19 protein-coding genes are annotated in these 26,661 nt (G+C 58.6%); 8 read left to right on the forward strand and 11 right to left on the reverse strand.

Features of this window, described 5'->3' with window-relative positions:
* Positions 1 to 42: 42 nt before the first annotated feature.
* Both IP76_RS15855 and pdxY read right to left on the reverse strand, forming a co-directional pair.
* Positions 43 to 690, reverse strand: coding sequence for a carbonic anhydrase (locus tag IP76_RS15855; RefSeq protein WP_054159196.1), 648 nt, complete (start codon positions 688 to 690; stop codon positions 43 to 45).
* 54 nt (positions 691 to 744) lie between these two features.
* On the reverse strand, positions 745 to 1,626 hold the full coding sequence (gene pdxY / locus IP76_RS15860; RefSeq protein WP_054159197.1) for a pyridoxal kinase PdxY: 882 nt from the start codon (positions 1,624 to 1,626) through the stop codon (positions 745 to 747).
* A gap of 181 nt (positions 1,627 to 1,807) precedes the next feature.
* Between pdxY and IP76_RS15865 the strand changes: the two genes are divergently transcribed.
* On the forward strand, positions 1,808 to 6,598 hold the full coding sequence (locus IP76_RS15865; RefSeq protein WP_054159279.1) for an NAD-glutamate dehydrogenase: 4,791 nt from the start codon (positions 1,808 to 1,810) through the stop codon (positions 6,596 to 6,598).
* Between the two features lie 97 nt (positions 6,599 to 6,695).
* Entirely contained in the window at positions 6,696 to 8,042 is a 1,347-nt protein-coding gene (locus IP76_RS15870) for an MFS transporter (RefSeq protein WP_082352566.1), read from the forward strand.
* A gap of 62 nt (positions 8,043 to 8,104) precedes the next feature.
* Here IP76_RS15870 and purH read toward each other — a convergent pair whose 3' ends face one another.
* The 4 genes from purH to htpX form a co-directional block, all read right to left on the reverse strand.
* Positions 8,105 to 9,721 carry a bifunctional phosphoribosylaminoimidazolecarboxamide formyltransferase/IMP cyclohydrolase gene (gene purH / locus IP76_RS15875; RefSeq protein ID WP_054159199.1) on the reverse strand — a complete coding sequence of 539 codons (1,617 nt, stop codon included), beginning with the start codon at positions 9,719 to 9,721 and terminating at the stop codon, positions 8,105 to 8,107.
* A gap of 106 nt (positions 9,722 to 9,827) precedes the next feature.
* Positions 9,828 to 11,504 (reverse strand): heparinase II/III family protein, encoded by a 1,677-nt coding sequence (locus tag IP76_RS15880; RefSeq protein WP_054159200.1) that lies wholly within the window; start codon positions 11,502 to 11,504, stop codon positions 9,828 to 9,830.
* 189 nt (positions 11,505 to 11,693) lie between these two features.
* On the reverse strand, positions 11,694 to 13,067 hold the full coding sequence (locus IP76_RS15885) for an RsmB/NOP family class I SAM-dependent RNA methyltransferase (RefSeq protein WP_054159201.1): 1,374 nt from the start codon (positions 13,065 to 13,067) through the stop codon (positions 11,694 to 11,696).
* Positions 13,058 to 14,020, reverse strand: coding sequence for a zinc metalloprotease HtpX (gene htpX / locus IP76_RS15890; protein ID WP_054159202.1), 963 nt, complete (start codon positions 14,018 to 14,020; stop codon positions 13,058 to 13,060). The genes IP76_RS15885 and htpX overlap by 10 nt, the downstream gene beginning before the upstream one ends.
* A gap of 119 nt (positions 14,021 to 14,139) precedes the next feature.
* Here htpX and IP76_RS15895 point away from each other — a divergent pair, with 119 nt between their 5' ends.
* Both IP76_RS15895 and IP76_RS15900 read left to right on the forward strand, forming a co-directional pair.
* Entirely contained in the window at positions 14,140 to 14,346 is a 207-nt protein-coding gene (locus tag IP76_RS15895) for a DUF1674 domain-containing protein (protein ID WP_054159203.1), read from the forward strand.
* Positions 14,347 to 14,397: 51 nt separating this feature from the next.
* On the forward strand, positions 14,398 to 14,850 hold the full coding sequence (locus IP76_RS15900; protein ID WP_054159204.1) for a thermonuclease family protein: 453 nt from the start codon (positions 14,398 to 14,400) through the stop codon (positions 14,848 to 14,850).
* Between the two features lie 70 nt (positions 14,851 to 14,920).
* Here IP76_RS15900 and acs read toward each other — a convergent pair whose 3' ends face one another.
* Positions 14,921 to 16,873, reverse strand: a complete 1,953-nt coding sequence (gene acs / locus IP76_RS15905) for an acetate--CoA ligase (RefSeq protein WP_054159280.1) — start codon at positions 16,871 to 16,873, stop codon at positions 14,921 to 14,923.
* 232 nt (positions 16,874 to 17,105) lie between these two features.
* On the opposite strand from acs, the gene IP76_RS15910 reads away from it, so the two are divergent.
* Entirely contained in the window at positions 17,106 to 17,819 is a 714-nt protein-coding gene (locus tag IP76_RS15910; protein WP_054159205.1) for a DUF1013 domain-containing protein, read from the forward strand.
* Positions 17,820 to 17,876: 57 nt separating this feature from the next.
* Here IP76_RS15910 and IP76_RS15915 read toward each other — a convergent pair whose 3' ends face one another.
* Both IP76_RS15915 and IP76_RS15920 read right to left on the reverse strand, forming a co-directional pair.
* Positions 17,877 to 19,805 (reverse strand): propionyl-CoA synthetase, encoded by a 1,929-nt coding sequence (locus tag IP76_RS15915; protein WP_054159206.1) that lies wholly within the window; start codon positions 19,803 to 19,805, stop codon positions 17,877 to 17,879.
* A 106-nt stretch (positions 19,806 to 19,911) separates the two neighbouring features.
* Entirely contained in the window at positions 19,912 to 20,571 is a 660-nt protein-coding gene (locus IP76_RS15920; protein WP_054159207.1) for a YggS family pyridoxal phosphate-dependent enzyme, read from the reverse strand.
* 192 nt (positions 20,572 to 20,763) lie between these two features.
* Between IP76_RS15920 and leuS the strand changes: the two genes are divergently transcribed.
* From leuS to holA, 3 genes are read left to right on the forward strand one after another with little or no spacing between them, the layout of a single operon-like run.
* Positions 20,764 to 23,385 (forward strand): leucine--tRNA ligase, encoded by a 2,622-nt coding sequence (leuS, locus tag IP76_RS15925; RefSeq protein ID WP_054159208.1) that lies wholly within the window; start codon positions 20,764 to 20,766, stop codon positions 23,383 to 23,385.
* A complete protein-coding gene (locus tag IP76_RS15930) occupies positions 23,375 to 23,890 on the forward strand; it encodes a hypothetical protein (protein ID WP_054159209.1) in 516 nt (171 codons plus the stop codon). The genes leuS and IP76_RS15930 overlap by 11 nt, the downstream gene beginning before the upstream one ends.
* 10 nt (positions 23,891 to 23,900) lie before the next feature.
* A complete protein-coding gene (gene holA / locus IP76_RS15935; protein WP_054159210.1) occupies positions 23,901 to 24,947 on the forward strand; it encodes a DNA polymerase III subunit delta in 1,047 nt (348 codons plus the stop codon).
* Here holA and IP76_RS15940 read toward each other — a convergent pair.
* Positions 24,944 to 25,825, reverse strand: a complete 882-nt coding sequence (locus IP76_RS15940; protein ID WP_054159211.1) for a ParB/RepB/Spo0J family partition protein — start codon at positions 25,823 to 25,825, stop codon at positions 24,944 to 24,946. The genes holA and IP76_RS15940 overlap by 4 nt on opposite strands.
* A 26-nt stretch (positions 25,826 to 25,851) precedes the next feature.
* Positions 25,852 to 26,646, reverse strand: coding sequence for a ParA family protein (locus IP76_RS15945; RefSeq protein WP_054159212.1), 795 nt, complete (start codon positions 26,644 to 26,646; stop codon positions 25,852 to 25,854).
* Between the last annotated feature and the right edge of the window lie 15 nt (positions 26,647 to 26,661).

Raw genomic sequence — 26,661 nt, forward strand, 5'->3', positions numbered from 1 at the left:
TCTGGCCGCCGTTTTCATATGCGCTTCAAAAATTCAAACGGCTCAGATCGCGTGTTCGATCCGCGAAAAATCCTGGGTTTTCGGATCCATGAGCCACAGTTCGCCATTGCTGATGTCGAACCATGCCCCGTGAATCTTCAGCTTCTGGCGCTCCTCCAGGATCTTAACGCAAGGGAAAGTCCTGAGATTGGCGATGGAATTGCGAATGGAGATGCGCTCAAGGGCAGTCTGCCGCTCCCCAGCAGTCATTTCGGAATTTCCCTGGATCTGCTCTGCCGCTGGTGCGACGAGGTTCATCCACTTCCCGATAAAATCACCGGGCGAGAGCGGTTCTGAATTGGGATCGAGGGCCGCGCTGATGCCACCGCATCGTCCATGACCCATGACGATGATATCCTTGACCCGCAATGCCTGCACGGCAAATTCAAGTGCCGCAGAGGTGGAATGATATTGTCCATCGGGCTCGTAGGGCGGCACCATGTTTGCCACGTTGCGAACGACGAAGAGTTCGCCAGGCCCGGAATCAAAGATCATCTCCGGTGCGGCACGTGAATCGCAGCACGCGACGACGAGCGTATGCGGCTTCTGACCCTGGTCCGCCAATTGTCGATAGCGATCGCGTTGGTCGACATAACGACCACTCATGAATTCACGATAGCCGTTCAGAAGGGCTTCTGGAAAAGTGCTCATGCGTTTCGATTAACGCGCCGGGCGCCGCATGGCAACAGCTGAGGATCACGAGCCTCAACTGGTGCGACGCGGCTTTTGCGAAGGATGGAGCAATTGCCGCATCTGGACCATCGCCATGGGCGTAGCAAGGCTCGATGCGTCACTTTCGAGGGCGAGCTCGTCTGCTCCGCGACGGGTGGTCCTCGAAAGGATCTCAAAGACGCTGGAAATCGCCAGTTGCAGTGCCTTCTCCTCTCCTGCGCCGGACAAGAGTCGCGCCAGGAAAAGTGCGGCCAGGAGATCACCGAGACCATTGGGGGGATTGTCGATCAAACGGTGCTCCGCCAGCAGTGACCGGCGCTCCGTCACCAGAAGATTACCAACGCCATTCGCCATCATCGCAACGGCAGACGTGACCAGAACACGTTTTGGACCGAGTGTCAGTGCGGCCTCGGTCAGGGCATGATTATCGGCAAGACTGCGATCCGAAAGCCACTGAAGTTCATAGCGATTGGGCGTCGCGACATCCGCAAGCGGCAGCAGATGATCGCGGATGGCCTCCGCCGTCTGCTGCGGCACGTAGAGGCCACCAAGATCCCCCATGACCGGGTCGCAAACATAGAGCAAGTCCGGATTGACCTTCCGCAAGGCAGTGATCAGCCGCGCTACGCTGGCTGGCTGCGCTGCCGAGCCGAAGTAACCTGTCAAGACAGCTTTGACCTCTCCAAGCCAGGGGGATCGGATCAGATCGTCAATGGCGTGATCGAACTCATCATCATTGAACTTCAGCCGTGTTGAAGGACCATGGCCGGGATGCCAGGGAAGCACAACCGTCGGAACGGCCCAGACCGGGTGTCCTAGCGTCTCAAGCGCGAACACCGCAGCACGATTGCCGACAGAACCCCGCATGACGTGGCTTGATAGGACGATGACGGCACCACCGGATTTGTCTTGCATGCATGCCTTCCGAACCAAAAGCGTCCGTTTTCGGTGATTTCTCATCCCGTATCGGACAGATTTTCATTTTTTCGGGCAATCAGCTCCGTTTTTCGTCGGATTTGGCCCTAGATTGTTTCCATACACACTTCAGCAAAACATTATCATGAAGATGTGCAAAAGCCGCATCAAGGAGACGAGCATGGATATGACGGGCACCGGTGATCGGGTCGAGCTTTTTCGCTCGGCGGCGGAACACGCCAAGACGCTTAGTGCGGGCTTTATCGCCCCATCGGCAATTTTCGGCCGGGCGAGCAATGACGACCTTGCGCGCTATACGCCCGAGATGCTGGCCAAGGCCTCCGTGCATGCGGCAACGCACCTTGCCGCCTGGGATCGTCAATCACCGAGGATCGTGATCGAAACCCTCGCTGGCGTAGCGCCCGATGGCATTCCGGTTAGCGTCGTCTCGATCGTCGATCACAACAAGTCATTCCTCTATGACAGCATCATGGGCGAAGTGACGAGCCTTTACCGTGACATCTACATGGCGATCCATCCGATCCTTGCTGTGACACAGCAGGGGGAAGTGTCTCTGTCCAATCCGGACGCTGACCCGGAGGGCGCAATCAAGGTTAGCTACATTCAGCTGCATCTCACCCCATTGACGGAAGAGCAGGCAGCCGACCTCATTCAGAAGCTCGAACATGTGCTGCGCCAGGTGAAGGTCACCTCGCGGGACTGGAAACCGATGCTGGCATTGATGGAAACTGCGGTATCCGAAATGCGCCAGCTGTCCCCAGGTCGCTTGGAGGCTGAGCGCGACGAGGCGATTGCCTTCCTCGAATGGCTTCGCAACAACAATTTCACTTTCCTTGGCATGCGCGAATACAACTATTCGGGCGATGGCGAGAGCGCAACGGTCGAGCGCGACAAAGGCAGTGGCCTCGGCATCCTTTCCGATCCGAACGTGCTTGTCCTTCGGCAGGGTCAGAACCAGGTGACGACGACGCCTGAAATCCTCACCTTCCTGCAAGGGCCGGATTTCCTCATCGTCACCAAGGCCAACGTGAAATCCGTCGTGCACCGGCGCGCCTATATGGATTATGTCGGCGTAAAGCGCTTCGGGCCAGACGGCAAGGTTGTCGGAGAGCTGCGGATCGTCGGCCTCTTCACTTCGACTGCCTATACTCGCTCCGTCAACCAGATCCCGCTTCTGCGGGCAAAGGTGGAGAAGGTAGTCTCCCATTTCGACTTCGATCCACGCAGCCATTCCGGGCGCACGCTGCAGAACACGCTGGAAAACTATCCACGCGACGATCTTTTCCAGATCACACCAGAACTTCTTGCGAGGTTTGCCGAGCAAATCAATGACCTCGCCGAGCGGCCACGCGTCCGCGTGCTGCCGCGCATTGATCGCTTTGACCGCTTCGTTTCGCTGATCGTCTACGTTCCGCGCGAGGACTACAACTCGGCCGTCCGCGAACGCATCGGCACCTACTTCAAAACGGTCTACAACGGCCATGTCTCGGCCTACTACCCAGCCTTTCCCGAGGGGGGGGTGGCACGGGTCCACATCATCATCGGCCGCCGCAGCGGCACAACGCCGGAGATTTCACAGTCGACGCTGGAAGACGCTGTCCGCGAGATCACCGCGCGCTGGAGTGACCGCTTCGCCTCGCTGGCCGGACCGGGAAGCCCGCAGCTTGAGGTCGGCCAGGCGTTTCAGGAAGCCTTTACGGCTGACGAAGCCGTCGCCGATCTGAAGCATATCGAAGCCTGCCTCGCGGGCGCTCCTTTGTCTATCGCATTTCGCCAGGGCGACGAAGGGAAGGGGCCAACTCTCTTCCTCAAGATTTTCCACTCCGCGGAACACTTGCCGCTGTCCCGCCGCGTGCCGCTTTTGGAAAACCTTGGCTTCAGCGTGATCAGCGAACGCACATTCGACATTGATGTGAAAAGTCCGACCGGAGCAGATCGTGGGACAGTCGTGCTGCATGACATGGAGCTCGAAATTGCCGGCGGCGCCGCTTTCGATCTCGCAAGCCATGCCAGCGCGATCGAGGACACGTTTGTTGCTGCCTTCACCGGTACGGTGGACAATGACAGCTTCAATCGACTGGTATTGAAGGCCGGTCTCTCTGCACGCGAGGTCTCCGTCTTGCGGGCCTATGCTGCCTATCTGCGCCAGGCAGGATCGGTCTACTCCCCGGAATATATCGCCGAGACGCTCGCAAAGCACCCGGCGATCGCGGCCGACCTCGTCGCCCTGTTCAAGAGCCGCTTCGATCCTGCTCAATCTGAAAAAGCAAGGAACAAGCGGGATCAGGAACTGCGCGGCGTCCTCGAAACCGAACTCGGCCGGGTGCCGAGCCTTGATGAAGACCGCATTTTACGCCGCCTCATCAATGCTATCGAAGCTACGCTACGCACCAATTTCTTCCAGAAGGCCTATCTGGAAAGCGAACGCCCGATGCTCGCCTTCAAGTTTGATCCGCATCGCCTGGACGGACTGCCGGAACCGCGTCCGTTCCGCGAGATCTTCGTCTATGGCGTCGAGGTCGAAGGCGTACACCTGCGCTTCGGCAAGGTCGCCCGTGGTGGTCTGCGTTGGTCGGACCGCGCTCAGGACTACCGGACAGAAGTGCTCGGTCTTGTGAAGGCCCAGCAGGTCAAGAATGCGGTCATCGTTCCCGTCGGCGCCAAGGGTGGTTTCTTCCCGAAGCTTCTGCCGCCACCGGGCAATCGCGAGGCTTGGCTTGCAGCCGGCACCGAAGCCTACAAGACCTACATCCGCACACTCCTCTCGATCACCGACAACATCGTCGGTGGCGCGATCGTGCCGCCTGCGGACACCTTGAGACCTGATGGCGACGACCCCTACTTCGTTGTTGCCGCCGACAAGGGCACCGCAACATTCTCCGATACGGCCAACGGCCTTGCACAGGCTGCCGGCTTCTGGCTCGACGATGCTTTCGCCTCGGGCGGATCGGCCGGATACGACCACAAGAAAATGGGCATCACGGCTCGCGGTGCCTGGGAAACCGTAAAGCGCCATTTCCGCGAGATCGACATCGACATTCAGACAACACCCTTCACCGTCGCCGGTGTCGGTGACATGTCCGGCGACGTTTTCGGCAACGGCATGTTGCTGTCGGAGCAGATCCGGCTTGTCGCGGCCTTCGACCACCGCGACATCTTCATCGATCCGGACCCGGTCCCGGCAACTTCGTTTGCAGAGCGCAAGCGCATGTTCGCCCTGCCACGCTCGAGCTGGCAGGACTACGACCGCTCGACCATGTCCGCCGGTGGCATGATCATATCGCGCCAGGAAAAGTCCGTGACGCTGACTCCAGAAGCGGCAGCGGCCATCGGGCTTGAGACCCTGGTGGCAACCCCATTCGACATCATGACGGCTATCCTGAAGGCCCCTGTCGACCTGCTCTGGTTCGGCGGTATCGGCACCTATATCAAGGCCCCTGCCGAGACCGATGCCGAGGTCGGTGACAGGGCAAACGATCCGATCCGCATCAACGGCATGGACGTTCGCGCAAAGGTCATCGGCGAGGGCGCCAATCTCGGCGCGACGCAGAAGGGCCGTATCGCCTATGCCCTGAACGGCGGGCGCTGCAATTCCGATGCGATCGACAATTCGGCCGGGGTCAATTCCTCCGACCTGGAGGTCAACATCAAGATCGCACTGACGCCCGCCATGCAGGAAGGCCGCCTTCCGCGTGAGAAGCGCAACATTCTGCTTGCAGAGATGACAGACGAGGTCGCGGGCCTCGTGCTGCGCAATAACTACCTGCAGTCTCTGTCGATCTCGTTGACGGAAGCCAAAGGCGCCGGCAATCGGGAAGAACTGAGCCGGCTCATGGATTATCTCGAGGGCATGGGGCGCTTGAACCGAAAGGTCGAAATGCTGCCCGATACCACGGCAGTGGCCGAGCGCTATGTCTCCGGCAAGGCGCTCACCCGCCCCGAGATCGGCGTGTTGCTTTCCTATGCCAAGATCGTCCTGTTCGATCAGCTGGTGGAATCGAAACTGCCGGACGATCCTTACTGCAAGACGACACTTTCCACCTATTTCCCTGCCGGCATGCGGGACCGTTTTGCAGACGATATCGGTGCGCACCGGCTCCGTCGCGAAATCATCGCGACCGTGCTGGCCAATCATGCCATCAACCGTGGCGGCCCGGCCTTTATCGTTTCGGTTTGCGATGCGACTGGCGCGACACCAGACGAAGCGGTCAAATCAGCACTGGTCACCCGTGATGCCTTGAGCCTGACCGAGCTTTGGGGCCGCATTGACGCTCTCGACGCAAAGATCTCCGGACAGACGCAGAACCGCCTCTACGCCATTGTATCCACCGTATACGCCGCAATGACGCGGCTCCTCATCGATACCGGCTTGATTGCCGGACCGATTGCCGCCGCCGTCGACCAGCTCCGTTCGGCCTCGAACCGGGCACGCAGCGAGTTTCAGTCAGCGCTCCCGGATGCCGTCAGGCAGCATTTCGACGAGCAAATCGCCGAACTCGTTGCAGCCGAAGTCCCGGAAGAGGTCGCTCGCGATGTGGTCCAGCTGCAGGCGATGCAGCTACTGCCGGAAGTCCTGCAGATTGCAGAGCGGACGGGGGCGAGCTTCCCTGTGGCAATGAACGGCTTCTTTGCCGTGACGGAAACCTTCCGCATTGGCCGCCTGATCGAAAATGCGAACCGACTGCAACCATCCGATCACTATGACAGCCTCGCTCTATCACGCAGCCTGGACCGGATCGGCCAGGCCCGGCGCCAGATCGCCTGCTCGGTCTTGGTGGCCTCACAGAATGAAGAGGCACAGATGGAAAACTGGCTGTCGCGAGATCGCACCCGGATCGATCGTATCGGCCGAGAACTGACCGCGATTGTCGATAGTGGCGAGCCGAGCATTTCGAAACTGGCGGTTGCCGCCGGCCTGCTCGGCGATCTTGCACAAGACCACGCGAGGTGACAGTGTCCAACGCAGTCAGCCTTAGGGGACCTGCGTGAACACGAACACAATTGTCAAACCCGTAGCCGGACGCCTCGACCGAGGCGTCCTTGGCTGGATGTTCTTCGACTGGGCAGCGCAACCCTATTTTACCGTTGTGACGACCTTCATATTCGGGCCCTATTTCGTGGCGCGCATGACGGATCACCCGGTCTCGGCACAAACTGCCTGGAGCAACGCGGCGACCATTGCCGGCGTCTTGATTGCCATCCTGTCGCCAATCCTGGGCTCGATTGCCGATCAGTCCGGCGCGCGCAAGCCCTGGATCGCCTTCTTCGCGCTCATCAAGATCATCTGCCTGTCTCTGCTTTGGACGGCAGCACCGGGTTCTTCCGTGGCCATGATCATGCTGCTGATCATCGTTTCGAGCATTGCTGCGGAATTCTCGATCGTTTTCAACGATTCCATGATGCCACGCCTGGTCTCACAGGCGGATGTCGGTCGGGTCTCGAACGCCGCCTGGGGACTTGGCTATCTGGGCGGGATGATCGTCCTCATCGCCGTGGTTCTGCTGCTGGCCGGCAGTCCCGAAACCGGCCTCACCCTGCTTGGCATCCCCCCGCTCTTCGGGCTCGATCCAGCCACTGGCGAAGACGCCCGTGTCACCGGTCCACTATCGGCGGCATGGTATTTCCTCTTCATTCTGCCAATGTTCCTGTTCACCCCGGACGCACCCAAGGGCAAGAAACTCGGAGCAGCGGTTCGCTCTGGCCTGACCGAGATCGGCCACACGCTTTCTGAACTCAAACAGCGATCCGGTCTCGTGCGCTTTCTCATTGCTCGCATGATCTATCAGGACGGGGTCAATGGGCTGCTGGTCCTGGGGGGCGTCTTTGCTGCGGCCATGTTCGGTTGGTCGACCATGGAGATCGGGATATACGGGATCATCCTGAACGTGGTTGCCATCCTCGGCTGTGTCGTGGCAGGACGGATCGACCGGTTGATGGGCTCCAAAGTTGTCGTCCTGATTGGCCTTTGCCTGCTGGTGCTCGCGACCTTCGGCATTGTTTCAACGGGGATCGACTTCACGCTCTTCGGCCTGATCAACCTTCCGGTCACCGGCACAGAGGGGATCTTCGCGACCCCTGCAGAGAAGGCCTATATCCTCTACGGCCTCTTGATCGGCCTGTCTTTCGGACCGGTTCAGGCTTCATCGCGTTCCTATATGGCGCGCAGTGTGGCGGTTCACGAAGCCGGACGTTATTTCGGCATCTACGCTCTCTCCGGAAGAGCAACGAGCTTCCTTGCCACGCTGTCTTTCTCGCTGATGACCGCCGCCACAGGATCGGCGCGCCTCGGCATGGCCACGCTCCTGATCTTCCTCATGCTCGGCCTTCTGCTGCTCTGGTCAACGCCCTATCCCGCGAGCCCGGATAGGGCGGCAGCAACAGAGCTACGACAATAGCAAAAGGGCCGGTAAAACCGGCCCTTTCTCAATTTGTCCAAGACTGGTTGACCAAGCGTCGCTCAATGGCGGAAATGACGGATGCCAGTGAAGACCATGGTCACGCCATGCGCATCTGCAGCTGCTATCACTTCTTCGTCGCGCATCGATCCGCCTGGCTGAATGACGGCCGTCGCACCGGCCGCAATCGCAGCAAGCAAACCGTCTGCAAAGGGGTAGAAGGCCTCCGAAGCGACGGCAGACCCTTGCGTTAGTGGTGCGGCAAGCCCGAGAGCCTTGGCCGCATCTTCAGCCTTCAACGCGGCGATACGAGCGGAATCGACACGGCTCATCTGGCCCGCGCCAATACCGGCCGTCTGACCATCCTTGGCATAGATGACAGCATTTGACTTCACATGCTTGGCGATCTTGAAGGCGAACTTCATATCCTCAAGTTCGGTGGCAGTGGGCGCACGCTTGGTCACAACCTTGAGGTCGAGATCCTCGACCATGACGTTGTCGCGCGACTGGACCAGCAGACCACCAGATACCGTCTTCGCCATCAGACCACGGCCACGCGGATCGGGCAGGGCACCTGAGGTCAGCAAGCGCAGGTTCGGCTTGGCAGCGATGATGGCCTTGGCTTCGTCAGACACAGAGGGGGCAATGATAACCTCGGTGAAGAGCTTGACGATTTCCTGCGCCGTCTCCGCATCGAGATGCTGGTTGAGGGCAATGATGCCGCCAAAAGCCGAGGTGGAATCGCAAGCCAGTGCACGCCGATAGGCATCGGCAAGCGTCGCTCCGGTGGCAACGCCACAGGGGTTGGCGTGCTTGATCATCGCACAGGCCGGCCCATTCGCCGGATCGAACTCAGCCACCAGTTCAAAGGCGGCATCGGTATCGTTGATGTTGTTGTAGGAGAGCTGCTTACCCTGCAGGAGCGTGGCAGTGGCAACGCCAGGCCGGTTGTCGCCCGTGACATAGAAGCCAGCGCTCTGGTGTGGATTTTCGCCGTAACGCATAGCTTCCTTCAGCGCACCACCGATCACGCGATAGGCCGGCATATCGATATCCAGCGCTTCCGCGAACCAATTGGAAATGGCCGTGTCGTAAGCCGCGGTGCGGGCATAGGCCTTCGCGGCCAGACGCTGGCGCAGCGCGTAGGTGGTCTGGCCATCATGGTCGCCAAGCGCCGCGATGACGGCGGGATAGTCAGCGGCATCCGTGACGATGGTGACATAGGCATGGTTCTTGGCGGAGGCGCGGATCATCGCCGGGCCGCCGATATCAATGTTCTCGACTGTCGTCGGGTAGTCGCCGCCTGCAGCACGAACCTGCTCGAAGGGATAGAGATTGATCACCGCGAGATCGATCGCCTCGATCCCATGTTCCTTCATGGCCTCGGCATGATCGGCATCGTCACGGATCGACAGGAGACCACCATGAACCCGCGGATGAAGCGTCTTGACGCGACCGTCCATGATCTCCGGAAATTCGGTGATTTCCGAAACGTCGGTGACTGGCAAACCAGCGGCACTCAGGGCCTTGTGCGTGCCACCGGTGGACAGCAGCCGCACGCCGCGCTCATGCAGCGCCCGTGCAAAGTCTTCGATCCCCGTCTTGTCGGAAACCGAGATGAGTGCCGTCCGGATACGGACGAGGTCGGGGGCAGGGATCTTCTTGGAAACAACGGCCATGGTTCAGCTCCGGTCTGGCGACGGGCGCCCGCTGCCTCACACGGCGGACGCGGCTGCCGCCGCCTAGCACAGGTTCACGGACGATGAAACCTTTCAAGGCGATTTGTCACGCCCGATGCGCCAGAAACCAACGTATTTCAGGAGCCTCGAAGGTAACTTCCAGCTGCTGCGAGGGGCGAATACCGGAGACGTCGGCAAAAAATACATCTTCTGCAATGACGAGCTTTCCAACGGGAAGCGTAAAGGTCCAGCTTTCACCATCAGGCGCGATCATGCGGACACTGCGCTGATCTATCCGTTCAAGCGTGATCGACGGATGAATGTGGAAGCGGGCAACGGCTCCGGCCGAAGGCAGGGCGGGGGCCGGGAGGCCATCAGGAAGCAGTAATCGATCTCGGCCGGCAATCTTTGTGCCCGGCTCGTTAATGCGCAGTTCCCGTTCGTGAAGCACTCCAAAACGTCCGAGATAGCCATCATGGCGCGCTGAGAGCCTGTCGCTGCCATCCGGGCCCGTCTGGCGATCGATATCGATCGCCGATGGGGCGGATACCATGATTGACCCGAGAAACTTCGACGCAGTAATGCGCGCCGACGACACATCGCCGATGCAGACGGTAGAATGGGCTGCCGTCGTGCGGGCCAACTGCCGCAGGCGTTCGCCGGCAAAGAGCGGTGACCCGCTGTTGACGATGAACCTGTTCTTGCCCGAGGAAAGTTCGAAGGACAGGCATCCCGCATGGGCCGTATCGGAAAGGCGTGCGGATGGGGGCTTACCCGCATCGACGAGGAGCACTGTCTCGCCCGCTGCCAGCCTATGATAGCCAGCATGCGGCAATGCCTTGAACGGCTGTCCGGCAGTCTCATCATAGCGCAGAACGCTCAGCAGATCCGTCGCAAGCGCGGAACTTGCACCATTGAACAGCGCCAGGTCGCCGCCGCTGTGGCGGAAGAACCGAACGGCGGGATAGATCCGGTCAATCACCGAAATCAGACGCTGCGGGATGTCGTGGCCGAGATTGATATAGGTCTGGCGGAGCGGCAATAGATCGAACAGCAGGTCGACAGATGCCTGCGGGTTGCGCGAAGCGTGACTGCCATCTGGCAGGATCTGACGCTCGAGTTCCCGGTCGAGTTGGCGACCCGCACGTCGAACAGCTTTGCGCGGCGCCTCCGTCGCAATCGACGCCATGGCAAGCGCGATACGGGCTTTCAGGCGAGGCAGGCCTTCCGGGAGTGTGTGGACCTCTCTGTGCAGATGACTGATCTGCAGGTTCAGAGAACCAATAAAACGGCGGTAGAAGCCGGCTTCTGCATCTCTGAGGACCACCGGAGAATGCGACAACCAACTGATGATCCGTCGCGCTGTGACTTCCGGCTCCCATGCGACACCGGTCATGCGGCTTCCATGCAACCCAATCCACTGATCTACGACACTGCGCGTATTCTGACAGGCAACCTGGGTTTTGTAGGCGCGAACATGACGAAGCCAGCCGAATCCGTGCAACCGCATCGCAAATTGCCGTGATGGCAATTCAAGCGAGAAAGGCGATTGGCCGCCAGTTTCCAGCACTCGACCGGCCAGAGGGAAGCGGCCGGCCAGGATCTCTTCGGCGACAAAGGGATCGATCGCCCGCAGATCTGTCGGAGCCACGACAAGACGGCTTACACGAAAGCCACCGGCAAAAAACACTGACGGCATCGCGCGGCTGATCGCCCGTACGACACGGTGTTTGCCTTCGTCGATGTACAGAGAAGCGATTCTCCGGCGATCGCTGATTCGCATTCTTGGTCTCGTACCGATCTTATTGATCTGACAGCAAATTTCGTCGGATTTAAGGTATGTTGAAAATGGGCTGTCGGTCACACAACACAAGCTATGTGACTCGAATCACAGGACATAGCGTCAACGACGGGCGCTGCCGAGTGATCGGCCGACCGCTGGCGACTTGCTAACAGATTATTGCAGCATTCGTTAAATTTTAGCGAGTACGCAAGCGTAGAAGCCATCCAACCCGCCAGCGTCACGCAACATCGCGGGCGTCGTGCGGAATTCGCCGCGCGCTGTGACCGCAGCCTCAAGGCCGGGCCAGTTGTCAGCCTGCACAGGATCGAGCACGAGGTCCGGGTGATCTGCCAGGACACGGTCTACGAGCTCTTCCCCCTCGCGTGGGTCAAGGGAGCAATTGGAGAAGACCAGCTTGCCGCCGGGCTTCAATTGCGTGACCGCATGACGCAAAAGCCGTTCCTGGACGCCTGCGAGCTTGGAAATGTCAGCATCATCCTTCGTCCACAAAACGTCCGGATGACGACGCGTTGTACCGGTAGAAGAGCAGGGCGCATCGAGCAGGATTGCATCGAAGCCCTCTGCGTCCCGCAGTTCCAACAAATTCGTGTAAAGCGTCTTCGCTTCAAAGCCGAGGCGGGCGAGATTGGATTGCAGTCGCTCCAGGCGTGACTTCGATTGCTCGACAGCTGTCACATCGGCGCCAGCCAGGATCATCTGAGCCGTCTTGCCGCCAGGGGCTGCACAGAGGTCGGCGGCCCGTTTGCCCGTCAGATCACCGAAGAGCTTGACCGGAATGGCAGCCGCCATGTCCTGCACCCACCAGGCGCCTTCTTCGAAGCCTTGAAGCGTCGTCACCGAGCCTTTGAAACGGTCGAGCCGGACCGTTCCGCCCGGAAGCACAGTTCCGCCGAGTCTCTCAGCCCAAACTTCCGGTTCCGCCTTGACGGTGAGATCAATGGAGGGCGGCTCAAGCTGCGCGTCTGCAATCAACCGCGCCTGCTCGGCACCGTAGATTTCAGTCAACCGCGCCATGAACCAGTCTGGAATACAAGGGAGATCGGATACGGCCGCCAGAAGTTCATCCTTCTCGCGCCCGATCCGGCGCAGGAGCGCATTCACAAGCTTGGCGAAGCGACGGCTGCGGGGATCGCGATTGGCCTGCTCGACAGCAAGATCGACGGCGGAGTGATCGGGAATGTCGAGATAAAGCATCTGCGCCGCCGCGATGATCAGCAGATGATGCAGAGCGCGCGCACCATCCGGCAGCGGCGATGCGAGCAGGCTCGCCAGGATGGACTCGATGCGGGGCAGATGGCGAAGCGCACTTTGCAGGATCGCCTTAACCAGCGCCCTGTCCGCTTCATTGAGCGCGAGAAACGCCGGATTACCATGTTCTGAATCGAGCAAGCCATCGAGAGAAGTCTTGCGATCGATAACTGCGGCCATCATCCGGCTTGCCGCGATGCGGGCGTCGAGACCTGGCTTATGCTCTCGTTCGACGGGCCGTCCCCGGTACGCGTTGGTCTTAGGCTTGTTCTTATGATTATCGGTCAAGACCATGGTCCTTGGGGCGGTGAGGAATTTCCGCGGCCCCAACCTGTTTTGGGAACGGACTGCGCTCGGCGCGTCGCCTTAGCAGTGGGTTCCGCCGGCGTCGAGCCCTTTGGGCCAATGTCGTTCATCGCAAGCAGGGCTTCGACACGATTGCGCGTATCCGGATGCGTGGAAAACAGATTGTCCATGCGCTGCCCGTTGAGCGGATTGATGATGAACATATGGGCAGTCGCCGGATTGCGCTCCGCATCCACATTTTCGATCCGCGACGCATCGCCGGCAATTTTCTGCAAGGCGGAGGCCAGCCACCTCGGTTGACCGCAGATCTCGGCACCGCGTCGATCGGCAGCATATTCCCGCGTCCGGCTGATTGCCATTTGTACGAGCGTCGCTGCCAGAGGCGCTACGATCATCGCGACAATAACACCAATCACTCCAAGCGGATTGTTGCGGTTGTCGCGGCCACCAGAGAACAGGAAGGCAATATTCGACAGCATGGAAATCGCACCGGCCAGCGTTGCCGTAATCGTCATGGTCAGCGTGTCACCATTTTCAATATGGGCGAGCTCATGTGCCATGACGCCTGCCACCTCTTCCGGCGTCAGACGCTGGAGAAGACCCGTCGATGCGGCGACGGCGGCATTTTCCGGATTACGCCCTGTTGCAAAAGCATTCGGCTGGGGGCTGTCGAATACATAGACCTTCGGCATCGGCAAACCCGCATTGCGGGCAAGGTCGCGAACCATGACATAGAACTCCGGCGCCGTCCGTTCGTCGACCTCCTGCGCATGGTATGACCGCAGCACCATCTTGTCGGAATTCCAGTAGGAAAAGAAATTCATTGCCGCCGCAGCGACAAAGGCGATCATCATGCCGCCGCGGCCACCGATCAGGAAACCAACCCCCATGAAAAGGGCGGTCATGAAGGCAAGCAACATCGCTGTACGCATGGTGTTCATGTCTTGCTCCTCAGTCGCGGCGCTACAATGTGTCTGTTGCCGTTTTCGACTGTTGATTTAAAAAGCGAGCCACCCAATTTCAATGGATACACCTCAAAACTCGCCGCGAGGACCGTAGCATGTCAGACGATCATGAAGAAGCAGCAGCACCGCACGAGGAACCGCGCGAACTGACTCCGGCGGCAAAACGTGCCCTGGCCGAGGCCGAAGAGAGACGGAAACATGCGCCAGTCAATCAACCTCCCACCGAATTGGGTGGTCGAGGCGGCGCGGACCCCGCACGATTTGGTGATTGGGAAATCAAAGGTCGTGCTATCGACTTTTGAGAGGAATAAATCCCTATTGATAAGGCGGCCAATGCGGAATATGTTCCTCTTATGTTCCGCAAGACAACAAGTGCTGCGATAATCTTCCTCATGCTGTCCAATGGCACAGCAAACGCCGCGACGCGCGCAATCAAAGGACCTGTTCAGGCAGAGGTCGTCAGGGTTGTCGACGGAGATACAGTCTTGGTCCAGGCCATGCCTTGGCCCGATCACCGCATTGATACCTATGTGCGACTACGCGGCATCGACGCCCCAGAGCTGAAATCTGAATGTCCAAGCTTTCGCCTGGCCGCAGAAAGAGCGAAGGATAAGCTGGCAACCTTGATGGAAGGGCAACGCAGCGTGACACTCACGTCCATCACAGGCGACAAATACTTCGGACGTGTCGTTGCTGATCTGACCCTCGAAGATGGCACCCAACCAGCAGATCTCTTGCTGCAGATCGGTCTGGTTGAGCCGTATCAAGGGCGAGTCAAGCGGAAGCGGCTATGCCCGGATGATTAGGGCGCGAACAAGAGAGGGGCTCCCATTGGGAGCCCCTCTCTTGTTTCCTGGCAGGACGAGAAGGCCGCCATCAGCTGCCCTTGTTCTGGCGATTGGCGATCAGGTCATCGACAACGGCAGGATCGGCAAGCGTCGAGGTGTCGCCGAGTGCGCCGAAGTCGTTTTCGGCAATCTTGCGGAGAATGCGCCGCATGATCTTGCCCGAGCGAGTCTTCGGCAAGCCCGGCGCAAACTGGATTTTGTCAGGCGTGGCGATCGGGCCGATTTCGGTGCGAACATGCTTCAGCAAGTCGGTTCGCAGAGCATCATTACCCTCATGTCCCGACATCAAGGTGACATAGCAATAGATTCCCTGGCCCTTGATATTGTGCGGATAGCCCACCACGGCCGCTTCAGACACAAGATGGTGAGAGACAAGTGCCGACTCGACTTCCGCAGTTCCGAGACGATGCCCGGAGACGTTGAGGACGTCGTCCACGCGTCCGGTAATCCAGTAGTAGCCGTCCTCGTCCCGACGGCAGCCGTCGCCGGTGAAGTACTTGCCCTTGTAGGTGGAGAAATAGGTCTGCACATAGCGATCATGATCGCCATAGACGGACCGGGCCTGGCCGGGCCAGCTTTCGGTAATGCACAGATTGCCGTCCGTAGCGCCCTCAAGGACATTCCCCTCGTTGTCGACCAGTTCCGGCTTGACGCCAAAAAACGGCCGCGTGGCAGAACCTGGCTTCAGCGGCGTGGCCCCCGGCAGCGGTGTGATCATGATGCCGCCCGTCTCCGTCTGCCACCACGTGTCGACGACTGGCGACTGCTGTTCGCCAACGACGTTGTAGTACCACTCCCAGGCTTCCGGATTGATCGGCTCGCCAACAGAGCCAAGCAGCCGGAGCGATGACCGGTCTGAACGTTTGACGAACTCGTCGCCAGCGCCCATCAGCGAGCGGATCGCCGTGGGAGCTGTGTAGAAGATGTTGACCTTGTGCTTCTCGATCACTTCCCAGAAACGACCCTGGTCAGGGAAGGTCGGAATGCCTTCGAACATCAGCGTGGTCGCGCAGTTCGCGAGCGGACCATAGACGATGTAGGAGTGCCCGGTAACCCAACCGACATCCGCCGTGCACCAGTAGATATCTCCGTCGTGATAATCGAAGACATATTCATGCGTCATCGAGGCATAGACGAGATATCCCCCGGTCGTGTGCATCACGCCTTTCGGCTTGCCGGTTGAACCCGACGTATAGAGGATGAACAACGGATCTTCCGCTTTCATCTTCACCGGTGGGCAATCCGCCTTGACGGTGTGAACTTCCTGGTGGTGCCAGATATCACGGCCCGGTGCCCAGCCGATCTTGCCGCCGGTGCGGCGAACCACGAGAACCTTGTTGACGATGACATACTGCTTGGCAGCGATGTCGATCGCAATGTCGGTGTTTTCCTTCAGTGGCACCGGCTTGCCACCACGAACACCCTCGTCACAGGTGATCACAAAGGTCGATTCACAGTCGACGATCCGGCCTGCCAGCGCTTCGGGAGAGAAGCCGCCGAAAACGACGGAATGCACGGCGCCGATACGCGCGCAGGCCAGCATCGCATAAGCGGCCTCCGGGATCATCGGCATGTAGATCGTGACGCGGTCACCCTTCTTCACGCCATGCTTCTTCAGAACATTCGCCATCCGGCAGACATGGTCATAAAGCTCGTTGTAGGTGATCTTCTTGTCGATGTAGGGGTTGTCGCCTTCCCAGATGATCGCCGTGCGTTCGCCATGGGTCTTGAGGTGGCGGTCAATGCAATTGTAGGAGACATTTGTCAGGCCGTCCTCGAACCACTTGATCGGGACCTTTCCCTTGAACGACGTGTTCTTCACCTTGGTATAGGGCTTGAACCAGTCGATGCGCTTACCGTGCTTGCCCCAGAACTTGTCGGGATCGTCGATGCTCTCCTGATACCACTTCTGGTATTTGTCATCGTCGATCAGCGCGCGAACTTTTGCCGATTTCAGCACCGGATAGGTTTTGGCTGACATGAACTCCTCCTCATGTTGACGGGCCATCACTGGCGACCAGGACCGTCCTCCCCGGCCAATCGCCGACATACATAGCAGGTGAAACTTCGCCAGCAATTAGACAAAGGTCATTCGCGACTTCGCGAATTGCAATTTCGTTACATTATGGCTATAAGGACGCCGAATTCCCGGAAATAGTGGTTTAAACCCACGGCTCGCGACAACCGGCGCGGACCTCAGAAGGATTGTATCCATGGCCCAGACTCTGCTCATGCCGAAGGCGACTGCCGTTTGGCTCGTAGACAACACCGCGCTGTCATTCGACCAGATCGCGCAGTTCTGCAAATTGCACCCGCTTGAAGTCAAGGCGATTGCCGATGGTGAAGCGGCGCAGGGCATCAAGGGCCTGGACCCGATCGCGACCGGTCAGCTTTCGCGCGACGAAATCGTCCGCGGCGAAAAGGACATCCACTACAAGCTCAAGATTTCCGAGCCGAAGGTGCGCGTTCCCGACTCCAAGCGTCGCGGCCCGCGCTACACGCCGGTTTCCAAGCGCCAGGATCGTCCGAACGCGATCCTCTGGCTGGTTCGAAACCATCCGGAACTGAAGGACGCGCAGATTTCGCGCCTTGTCGGCACGACCAAGTCGACCATTGAACAGATCCGCGAGCGCACGCACTGGAACTCCGCCAACCTCGCGCCCATGGATCCGGTAACACTCGGCCTCTGCAGCCAGATCGACCTCGACCTGGAAGTGGAAAAGGCATCGAAGGGCCGTCCGCTTCCGACAGCAGCCGAACTTGGCGCCACCTTGCAGTCCGCAGCTGACACAGAGAACCTCCGCTACGGTTACGATCGCGAGGAAGAGAAGGAAAAGGAAATCGACGCCAACGCCGTTTTCGCCAAGCTCCAGTCGCTCAAGTCGACCCGCAACACGGACGAAGATGAAGACGACGGTCGCTACTGATCTTTATCACGCTGATTGAACAAGCCCCGGCTCCCCGCGCGCCGGGGCTTTTTCATGTCAGGCGACTTTCTCGCCCGACACGATCTGACCATGCACCCGCAAGACAGCTGTTATCTCGTCGAGAATAGCCGGGTCGTCGATCGTCGCTGGCATTTTCCATGGCATGCCATCAGCGATCTTTTGCATCGTGCCTCTCAGGATCTTGCCTGAACGCGTCTTCGGCAGCCTGTCGACGATCATGACCATCTTGAACGCAGCGACGGGGCCAATTTCGTCTCTCACAAGCTGTACGATCTCGCGGCTGATCTGCGCGTGATCGCGATGCACATTCTTCTTCAAGACAAGAAAGCCACAAGGCACCTGCCCCTTCAGTTCGTCGGCGATACCGATGACGGCACATTCCGCGACATCAGGATGCATGGCGCAGACCTCCTCCATCGCGCCGGTGGAAAGACGGTGCCCGGCACAATTGATGATGTCATCTGTTCGCGCCATGACGAAGACATAGCCATCCTCGTCGATGATCCCGGCATCCGCGGTCTTGTAGTAGCCCGGGAACTCGTCGAGGCATGAGTGCCGGAACCGTTCGTCGGCGTTCCAGAAGGTCACGAGGCAACCGGGGGGCAGGGGGAGTTTGGCAACGATATTACCAAGCGTTCCACGTGGAACGGGATGGCCGGCATCATCGAGCACATCCAGAGCATAACCCGGCATGGGCTTGGTGGGGGAGCCGTGTTTCACTGGGAGCAGGCCGAGGCCAGCAGGATTTGCCGCGATCGCCCATCCGGTTTCAGTTTGCCACCAGTGATCGATGACTGGAATCTTGAGCATCCGTTCAGCCCATTTCAGCGTCTCGGGATCGGCGCGCTCACCGGCCAGAAAAAGTGCCCGGAGGCCTGAGAGATCGTAGCGCGCGATATGTTCGCCTTCTGCATCGTCACGACGGATGGCCCGGAAGGCGGTCGGTGCGGTGAACAGAACCTTGACGTCGTGATCATTGACTACGCGCCAGAACGTGCCGGCATCGGGCGTGCCGACAGGCTTGCCCTCGAAGATAACGGTGGCATTTCCAGCCAGAAGTGGCCCGTAGACGATATAGGAGTGGCCAACGACCCAGCCGATATCGGAAGCAGCCCAGAAGACTTCACCGGGCTTCATTCCGTAGATGTTCTGCATGGTCCAGTTCAAGGCGACCATATGACCGCCATTGTCCCGGACGACCCCCTTGGGCTCTCCCGTCGTGCCAGAGGTGTAAAGGATGTAGAGCGGATCGGTCGCCTCGACCGAAACTGGGGGAATGGTGAGACCCTTCACCTTCTCGACTTCGATGGCCTGCGCCAGATCGACGTCGCCGTGTTCGTAACGCAGAGGCGCGTGGTACTGCTCCCGCTGCAGCACGAGGCAGTAGTCCGGTTTGACCCTTGCCATGTCGATGGCCTGATCCAGCAACGGCTTATAGGGAACGATCCGGCCAGGTTCGAGGCCGCAACTGGCACCAATCACCACCTTGGCACCCGAATCATTGATGCGTGTCGCAAGCTCATGGGCTGCAAACCCGCCAAACACAACGGAATGAACCGCTCCGAGGCGAGCGCAGGCGAGCATCGAGAAAACCGCTTCTGGAATCATCGGCATATAGATGATGACCCGATCCCCGCGACCCACACCGTGATTGCGTAAGACCGCAGCAATGGCCGACACTTCGACCAGGACATCGTCATAGGTGAAGCGAGCGGTCTGCCCGGTCATGGGGCTGTCATAGATGACAGCAGTTTCGCCGCCGCGACCCGCGGCGATATGGCGATCAACGCAGTTGTGGCAGGTATTGGTTCGCCCCCCTGCAAACCAACGGCCATAGGGTCCTTCATCAGGATCGAAGGTCACCTGTGGTGGCTCGAACCATTCGATCCCCTCCGCCGCCCGTGCCCAGAATGCCTCCGGATCCTGTTTCCACGCAGAATATACGTCTTCATATGCGCCGCCCATGCCATCCTCCCGACCTTGCCTGGTTCAGCCCTGTAAGGGCTATTCTAGGATTTGCCGGGAAGGGGTGGAAGCCAGACCAAAGCGCTATGCCGAAGGTCGAATGCCTCTAGCGTGTTCCAAAGAGGGCGGAGCCGACACGAACACTCGTTGCACCGAAACCGATCGCGGTTTCGAAGTCGGCCGACATGCCCATCGAAAGCTGGTTAAGACCGTTTTCAACCGCCAATTTTTGCAAGAGCGCAAAATGCGGTCCGGGATTTTCCTCGGCCGGCGGAATGCACATCAAGCCCAAGACCTGAAGTCCCAGTTTATCACGGCATAGCATCACAAAACTCGCCACATCATCAGGCGCGATGCCGGCTTTTTGCGGCTCAAGCCCGGTATTGACCTGGATATAGACCGGCAAGGGTCGATGCTGGCGCTTCATTTCGTCGGCGAGGACCCGCGCAATCTTTTCGCGGTCGACACTTTCGATCACGTCGAAAACGCCCACGGCGTCAGCAGCCTTGTTAGACTGAAGGGGCCCGATCAGATGCAATTCGATATCCGGCGTCTTTTCCCGAAGTGCCGGCCATTTGGATTGCGCCTCCTGAACGCGGTTCTCACCGAAAACGCGCTGACCAGCCTCGATCACGGGGCGGATATGCTCTGCTTCGAATGTTTTTGAGACAGCGACCAGGGTGACCGAACTCGGGTCTCTCTCGGCTTCATCCGCAGCTTTGGCTATCTTCGCCCGAATCTCGAGCAAGTTGTCTTCAACCGACATCGCGATCTCTTTCTTTTCGACACCTTAAATCTGGATCGCCCAGATCGTGCGACAAGGGGTTAAGTCGCTTGGGTGGGACAGGCAAGCCATGAATGCAGAAAGCATGCTGCGAGCCTCAAAAACTTGACGCTTGGACGGTTTCGTGATGAAGGTCAGCCTCACTTTTTGCAGCAATTCCCGGAAATTTGACTGATGGCTACCGAACGTTACAATCCGCGCGACGCCGAACCCCGCTGGCAGGCGAACTGGGCCGAGAACAAGGTCTTTGAGACTGATAATTCGGATCCGCGTGAGAAATACTACGTGCTGGAAATGTTCCCTTATCCTTCGGGGCGCATCCACATGGGTCACGTTCGAAACTATGCCATGGGTGACGTTGTTGCGCGCTACAAACGCGCTCGGGGTTACAACGTCCTGCATCCGATGGGATGGGACGCGTTCGGGATGCCGGCTGAAAACGCCGCGATGAAAAACAAGGTTCATCCCAAGGGCTGGACTTATGAAAACATCGCCACGATGCGCGGCCAGTTGAAATCCATGGGCCTGTCGATTGACTGGTCGCGCGAGTTCGCGACCTGCGACGTTGAATATTACCATCGCCAGCAGCACCTCTTTCTCGATTTTCTCGAGAAGGGTCTCGTCTATCGCAAAAACTCCAAGGTCAACTGGGACCCGGAGGACATGACCGTTCTGGCCAACGAGCAGGTCATCGATGGCCGTGGCTGGCGCTCAGGTGCGTTGGTAGAACAGCGTGAACTGACCCAGTGGTTCTTCAAGATCACCGATTTCAGCCAGGATCTGCTCGATGCGCTCGACACGCTCGACCAGTGGCCGGAAAAGGTTCGTCTGATGCAGAAGAACTGGATCGGTCGCTCGGAAGGCATGATTGTTCGCTGGGAAATCGTCTCGGGCAGTACAGAAGGCGAAGTCGCTGTCTACACCACGCGACCGGATACGCTGTTCGGCGCCTCCTTCCTGGCAATCTCCGCCGATCACCCCCTCGCCCGCGAAGCCTCCGCGCGCGATGCTGCAATCGATGCATTCTGCCAGGAATGCCGCCATGCCGGCACCTCTCTTGCTGCCCTTGAAACAGCGGAAAAAAAGGGCATCGACACCGGTATCCGCGTCAAGCACCCGCTTGATAGCAGCCTGGAATTGCCGGTCTATGTCGCCAACTTCGTTCTGATGGAATATGGCACGGGCGCGATTTTCGGCTGCCCGTCCGGTGACCAGCGCGACCTTGACTTCGCGCGCAAGTATGGTCTGCCAGTGACACCCGTCGTGATGCCGAAGGATGGCGACGCTGCGACCTTCGTTATTGGCGACACAGCCTTTTCCGATGACGGTGTGATGATCAATTCGCGCTTCCTTGACGGAATGACCACCGCGGAAGCGTTTGAGGAGGTGGCGAACCGCCTGTCCTCACAGACTTTGGGGAACATGCCTCAGGGCGAGCGCAAGGTAAATTTCCGTCTGCGCGACTGGGGCATTTCCCGTCAGCGCTACTGGGGTTGCCCGATCCCCGTTATCCATTGTGATGACTGTGGTGTGGTTCCAGTGCCGAAGCAGGATCTGCCGGTCAAGCTGCCTGACGATGTCAGTTTCGACAAACCGGGCAATCCACTCGATCGCCATCCGACATGGCGCCACGTCGCCTGCCCATGCTGCGGCAAGGACGCACGTCGCGAAACGGACACGATGGATACGTTCGTCGATTCGAGTTGGTATTTCGCGCGCTTCACCGCCCCGTGGGAAGACAAACCGACCGATCCGGCAGCTGCCAATACCTGGTTGCCGGTCGACCAGTACATTGGCGGCATTGAACACGCGATCCTGCATCTTCTCTATTCGCGCTTCTTCACCCGTGCGATGCGTGAGACAGGCCATCTGGACGTGAAGGAGCCGTTCAAGGGCCTCTTCACGCAGGGCATGGTGGTGCATGAGACCTACAGCATTGGCGAAGGCCTGACCCGCGAATGGGTCGCCCCCGCAGACCTGAGGATCGACGAGATCGACGGCGAACGTCGCGCCTATTTGCTGTCCAATGGGCAGGAAGCCAGGATCGGTTCGATCGAGAAAATGTCGAAGTCGAAAAAGAATGTTGTCGACCCGGACGATATTATCGGCTCCTACGGCGCAGACACCGCCCGCTTTTTTGTTCTGTCCGATTCGCCGCCGGATCGTGATGTGATCTGGTCAGAATCTGGTGTGGAAGGGGCACATCGTTTTGTTCAGCGCGTCTGGCGCCTCATATCAGAGGCAGCAGAAGAGCTGAGGACCGTAGAGAGCAAGCCGGCGCTTGAGGGCGAGGGCTTCGCTGTGTCTCAAGCGGCCCACAAGACGCTCAAGGCCGTTCAGGGTGACCTGGACAAGCTGGCCTTCAACAAGGCAATCGCTCGCATCTATGAACTCGTCAACACGCTTGCCGCGCCGCTGACGTCGGTCGCCGCTGGACAGGCGCAACCCGCGCTGAAATCCGCTCTGCGCAATGCAGCGGAGATCCTGGTTCAGCTGATTGCACCAATGACACCGCATCTGGCGGAAGAATGCTGGACGACGCTTGGAAATAAAGGCCTAGTTTCACAGGCTTCATGGCCGACTTACGAAGACGCTCTCGTTGCTGAAAATGAGGTCACACTTCCGATCCAAATCAATGGCAAGAAGCGAGCCGAATTGACAATCAGCCGCGACGCGGACCAAACTGCCGTGAGCGAAGCGGTACTGGCCCTTGATGCGGTGAAAGCAGCTCTCGCTGGTCAGGCACCTAAGAAAATCATCGTCGTCCCGCTAAGGATCGTGAATATTGTCCTCTAATTTTCAGAGTTCCAAGCTGCTGCGTCGCAGCCTTCTCCTCGGCGCAGCACTTTTGCTGGCCGGTTGCCAAGCAAGACCGCTGTATCTGGACAATGATGGCCAGATGCGCCAGACGCTCGCGTCCATCGCGTTCTCTGAGGCCAAGGACAGAGTTGGGCTCGAGACCCGTAACAGGCTGATCTTCCTCACCGGGGGCGGTGCCCAGCCAACCACGCCGCAATACCGCGTCGACCTCACCGTTTCGAGTTCTGTCGAGGGTGTGCTTCTGGATCGCGCGGCAGACCGCCCGAACTCCGGTCGTGCCCTTGCAATCGGGTCGTTTACGCTCACTCGGATTTCCGACGGTACGGTTCTCAAGACCGGTCGTCGTCAAAGTGTGGCGCTGTTCGACTATCCGCAGCAGGAATACGCACGCCTGCGCTCCGTTCGTGATGCGGAGACGCGTGCCGCTCGCGAGCTTGCGGAACTGGTCTACGCCGACCTGGCAACGGCCCTGGGCCGCTGATAGCGGCACCATGGTCGACGTCAAATCACACGAGTTCGAAGGCTTCCTCCAGAAGTCTGCACGACACTATAGGATCTTTCTGGTCTACGGACCGGATAGGGGTCTGGTCTCCGAGCGTGCAGATCAGATTGCCAAGGCAACTGGTGTCAGTCTGGATGACGGCTTCGCACTCGTGCGGCTTGACGCCTCGGATGTGCAGGGCCAACCGGGGCGTCTGCTGGATGAGGTCAATGCTCTCGGTCTGTTCGGTGGCGAGAAGCTTGTCTGGATCAAGGGCGCCGCCAATGAAAAGGCGCTTGTCGAAGGCTTCCAGATCCTGGCCAAAGACCCGCCGGACGGCAGCTACCTTCTGGTTGAGGCGGGTGATCTGAAGAAGACAGGAGCCCTCCGCAAGATCGCCGAATCCGAGAGGACGATTGCCGCGATTGCCTGCTACCAGGACGATGCCCGCGCCCTCAACGCATTGATCGACCACGAACTCTCCGCTGCCCAGTTGCGTATCACGCCGGCTGCACGTGAATTGCTGCTGAATTCAATCGGTGGCGACCGGATTGCATCGCGCAATGAACTGCAGAAACTGCTGCTCTACTGCATGCATGAAACCCTGATCGACGAACACCACGTCGCCGACATCATCGGCGACGCCAGCGCAATTTCGACCGATGAGGTTGTCGACCACGTTCTGGAAGGAGACCCAGACGGCTTTCTGCATGCCATTCAGAAGGTTATTGCGTCGAAGACGGCCGTGTTTCTTGTCTTGCAGTCTACCTTGAAACAATTTCAGCTCTTGGAGAGCATGCGTCTCGAAATGGACGAACGCCAACAGCAAGTGGCCCAGGTGATGCAAACACTCGGTCGGGGTATCCATTTTCGCAGGAAGCCCATCATCGAAAAAACGTTACGGAACTGGAATAGTGCAGATTTAAGCCGAGAAGCCTCCCGCCTCGGCGCGGCAATCCTCCAGAGCCGACAGAGATCCGCTCTGGAAGATAATCTTGCCATTCAAACTCTGCTTGCCACAACACTACAGGCAGGCAGACGAAATCGCCGGACTTAGCGGTCTTCAAGCAGCCTGCAAATTTCTTCGAGTTGATCCAAACTCTTGTAATTTATACGTAATTGGCCACCGTCACCCTTGTGGCTAATGTTGACGGCCAGGCCAAGACGATCCGAGAGACTGCGCTCCAAGGCAATCGTATCCGAATCTTTTTCCGGCCGGACACTGGCTGCGGCAGGGTTGTTTTGACCCTTGATATGGTTCTGTGCCATCCGTTCCGCATCGCGAACCGATAGTCCCTTATTCACAATCGTTTTGGCGAGTGTAACTGGATCCGGAGTCGAAACGAGTGCGCGGGCATGACCTGCGGAAAGCGATCCTTCAGCCAACATATCCCGAACAGGTTCAGGAAGTTTCAGCAGGCGAAGGCTATTCGCCACATGGCTGCGGCTCTTACCGATGATCTCACCGAGATCGTTCTGCGTATAGCCATGCTCAGCGATCAATTGATCATAGCCAAGCGCTTCTTCCAGCGGGTTGAGATCCGAACGTTGAACGTTTTCAACGATAGCCAGCTCAAGCGCCGTCCGGTCATCAACATCGCGCACGATGACGGGAATTTCGACCAGCCCTGCAAGCTGCGCAGCGCGCCACCGACGTTCGCCCGCGATAATCTCGTAACGACCATTGCCAACTGTTCGGACGACGACGGGCTGAACGATACCGTGTTGGCGGATGGAACCTGCAAGATCCTGCAGTTCGCTTTCATCAAAATAGCGGCGTGGATTTTTAGCGCTGCGCGCTACGAATTCGATCGGAATCGTCCGGTCTGGACTAACGCTCGGCGCAGTCGTTCCTGCAGCAACAGGCTGGTCCATCTCACCAATAAGAGCAGCAAGACCACGCCCAAGGCGCCGTTTCGAAATGTCTTCACTCATCCGATTTACCTCGTCGTCTTAGATGATCACGCAGCTTTACGCTGCCGCTCGCGCTGGATGACCTCCGAGGCCAATTGCAGATAAGCCTGGCTACCCGCGCATTTGAGGTCATATAGAATAGCGGGCTTACCATAGGAAGGCGCTTCTGAAACCCGAACATTGCGAGGAATGAGGGTTGCATAGACCTTCTCCCCCAAATGCTCACGAACATCATTGACGACCTGCTGCGCCAGATTGTTTCGGGAGTCGAACATCGTCAGGACGATACCCTGAATATCGAGGGTCGGATTAACGGTCTGACGAACCTGATTGATCGTCTCCAGGAGCTGGCTGAGACCTTCAAGCGCGAAAAATTCGCACTGCAGGGGCACGAGAATTGAGTGTGCCGCAGCCATGGCATTCATCGTCAATAGATTGAATGAGGGCGGACAATCCAGCAGAACATAGCTATAGCCTCGCGCATCGTCCAGATTTAGCGCCTGCCTGAGACGGAAGACGCGGTCAGCGTGCTGGGAGATTTCCATCTCGAATCCCAGCAAATCCATGGTTGAGGGCACGATGGATAAATTGGGAACAGCTGTTTCGAGTGCGGCCTCAGAGATCTTATGAGATCCGATCAGAACATCATAGGAAGAAAGCCGACGGTCTCGTCGGTCGATCCCCAGGCCAGTGCTGGCATTACCTTGCGGATCAAGGTCAACAATCAATACGCGCTCGCCAATCGCAGCAAGCGCAGTCGCCAAGTTGATGGCCGTCGTTGTTTTACCAACGCCACCCTTCTGGTTTGCAATAGTGATGATGCGGTTTTTCTCGAGATTCATATGGCACCCGAAGGT

Source organism: Rhizobium sp. AAP43 (assembly GCF_001296045.1).
Taxonomy (GTDB): Bacteria; Pseudomonadota; Alphaproteobacteria; order Rhizobiales; family Rhizobiaceae; genus Allorhizobium.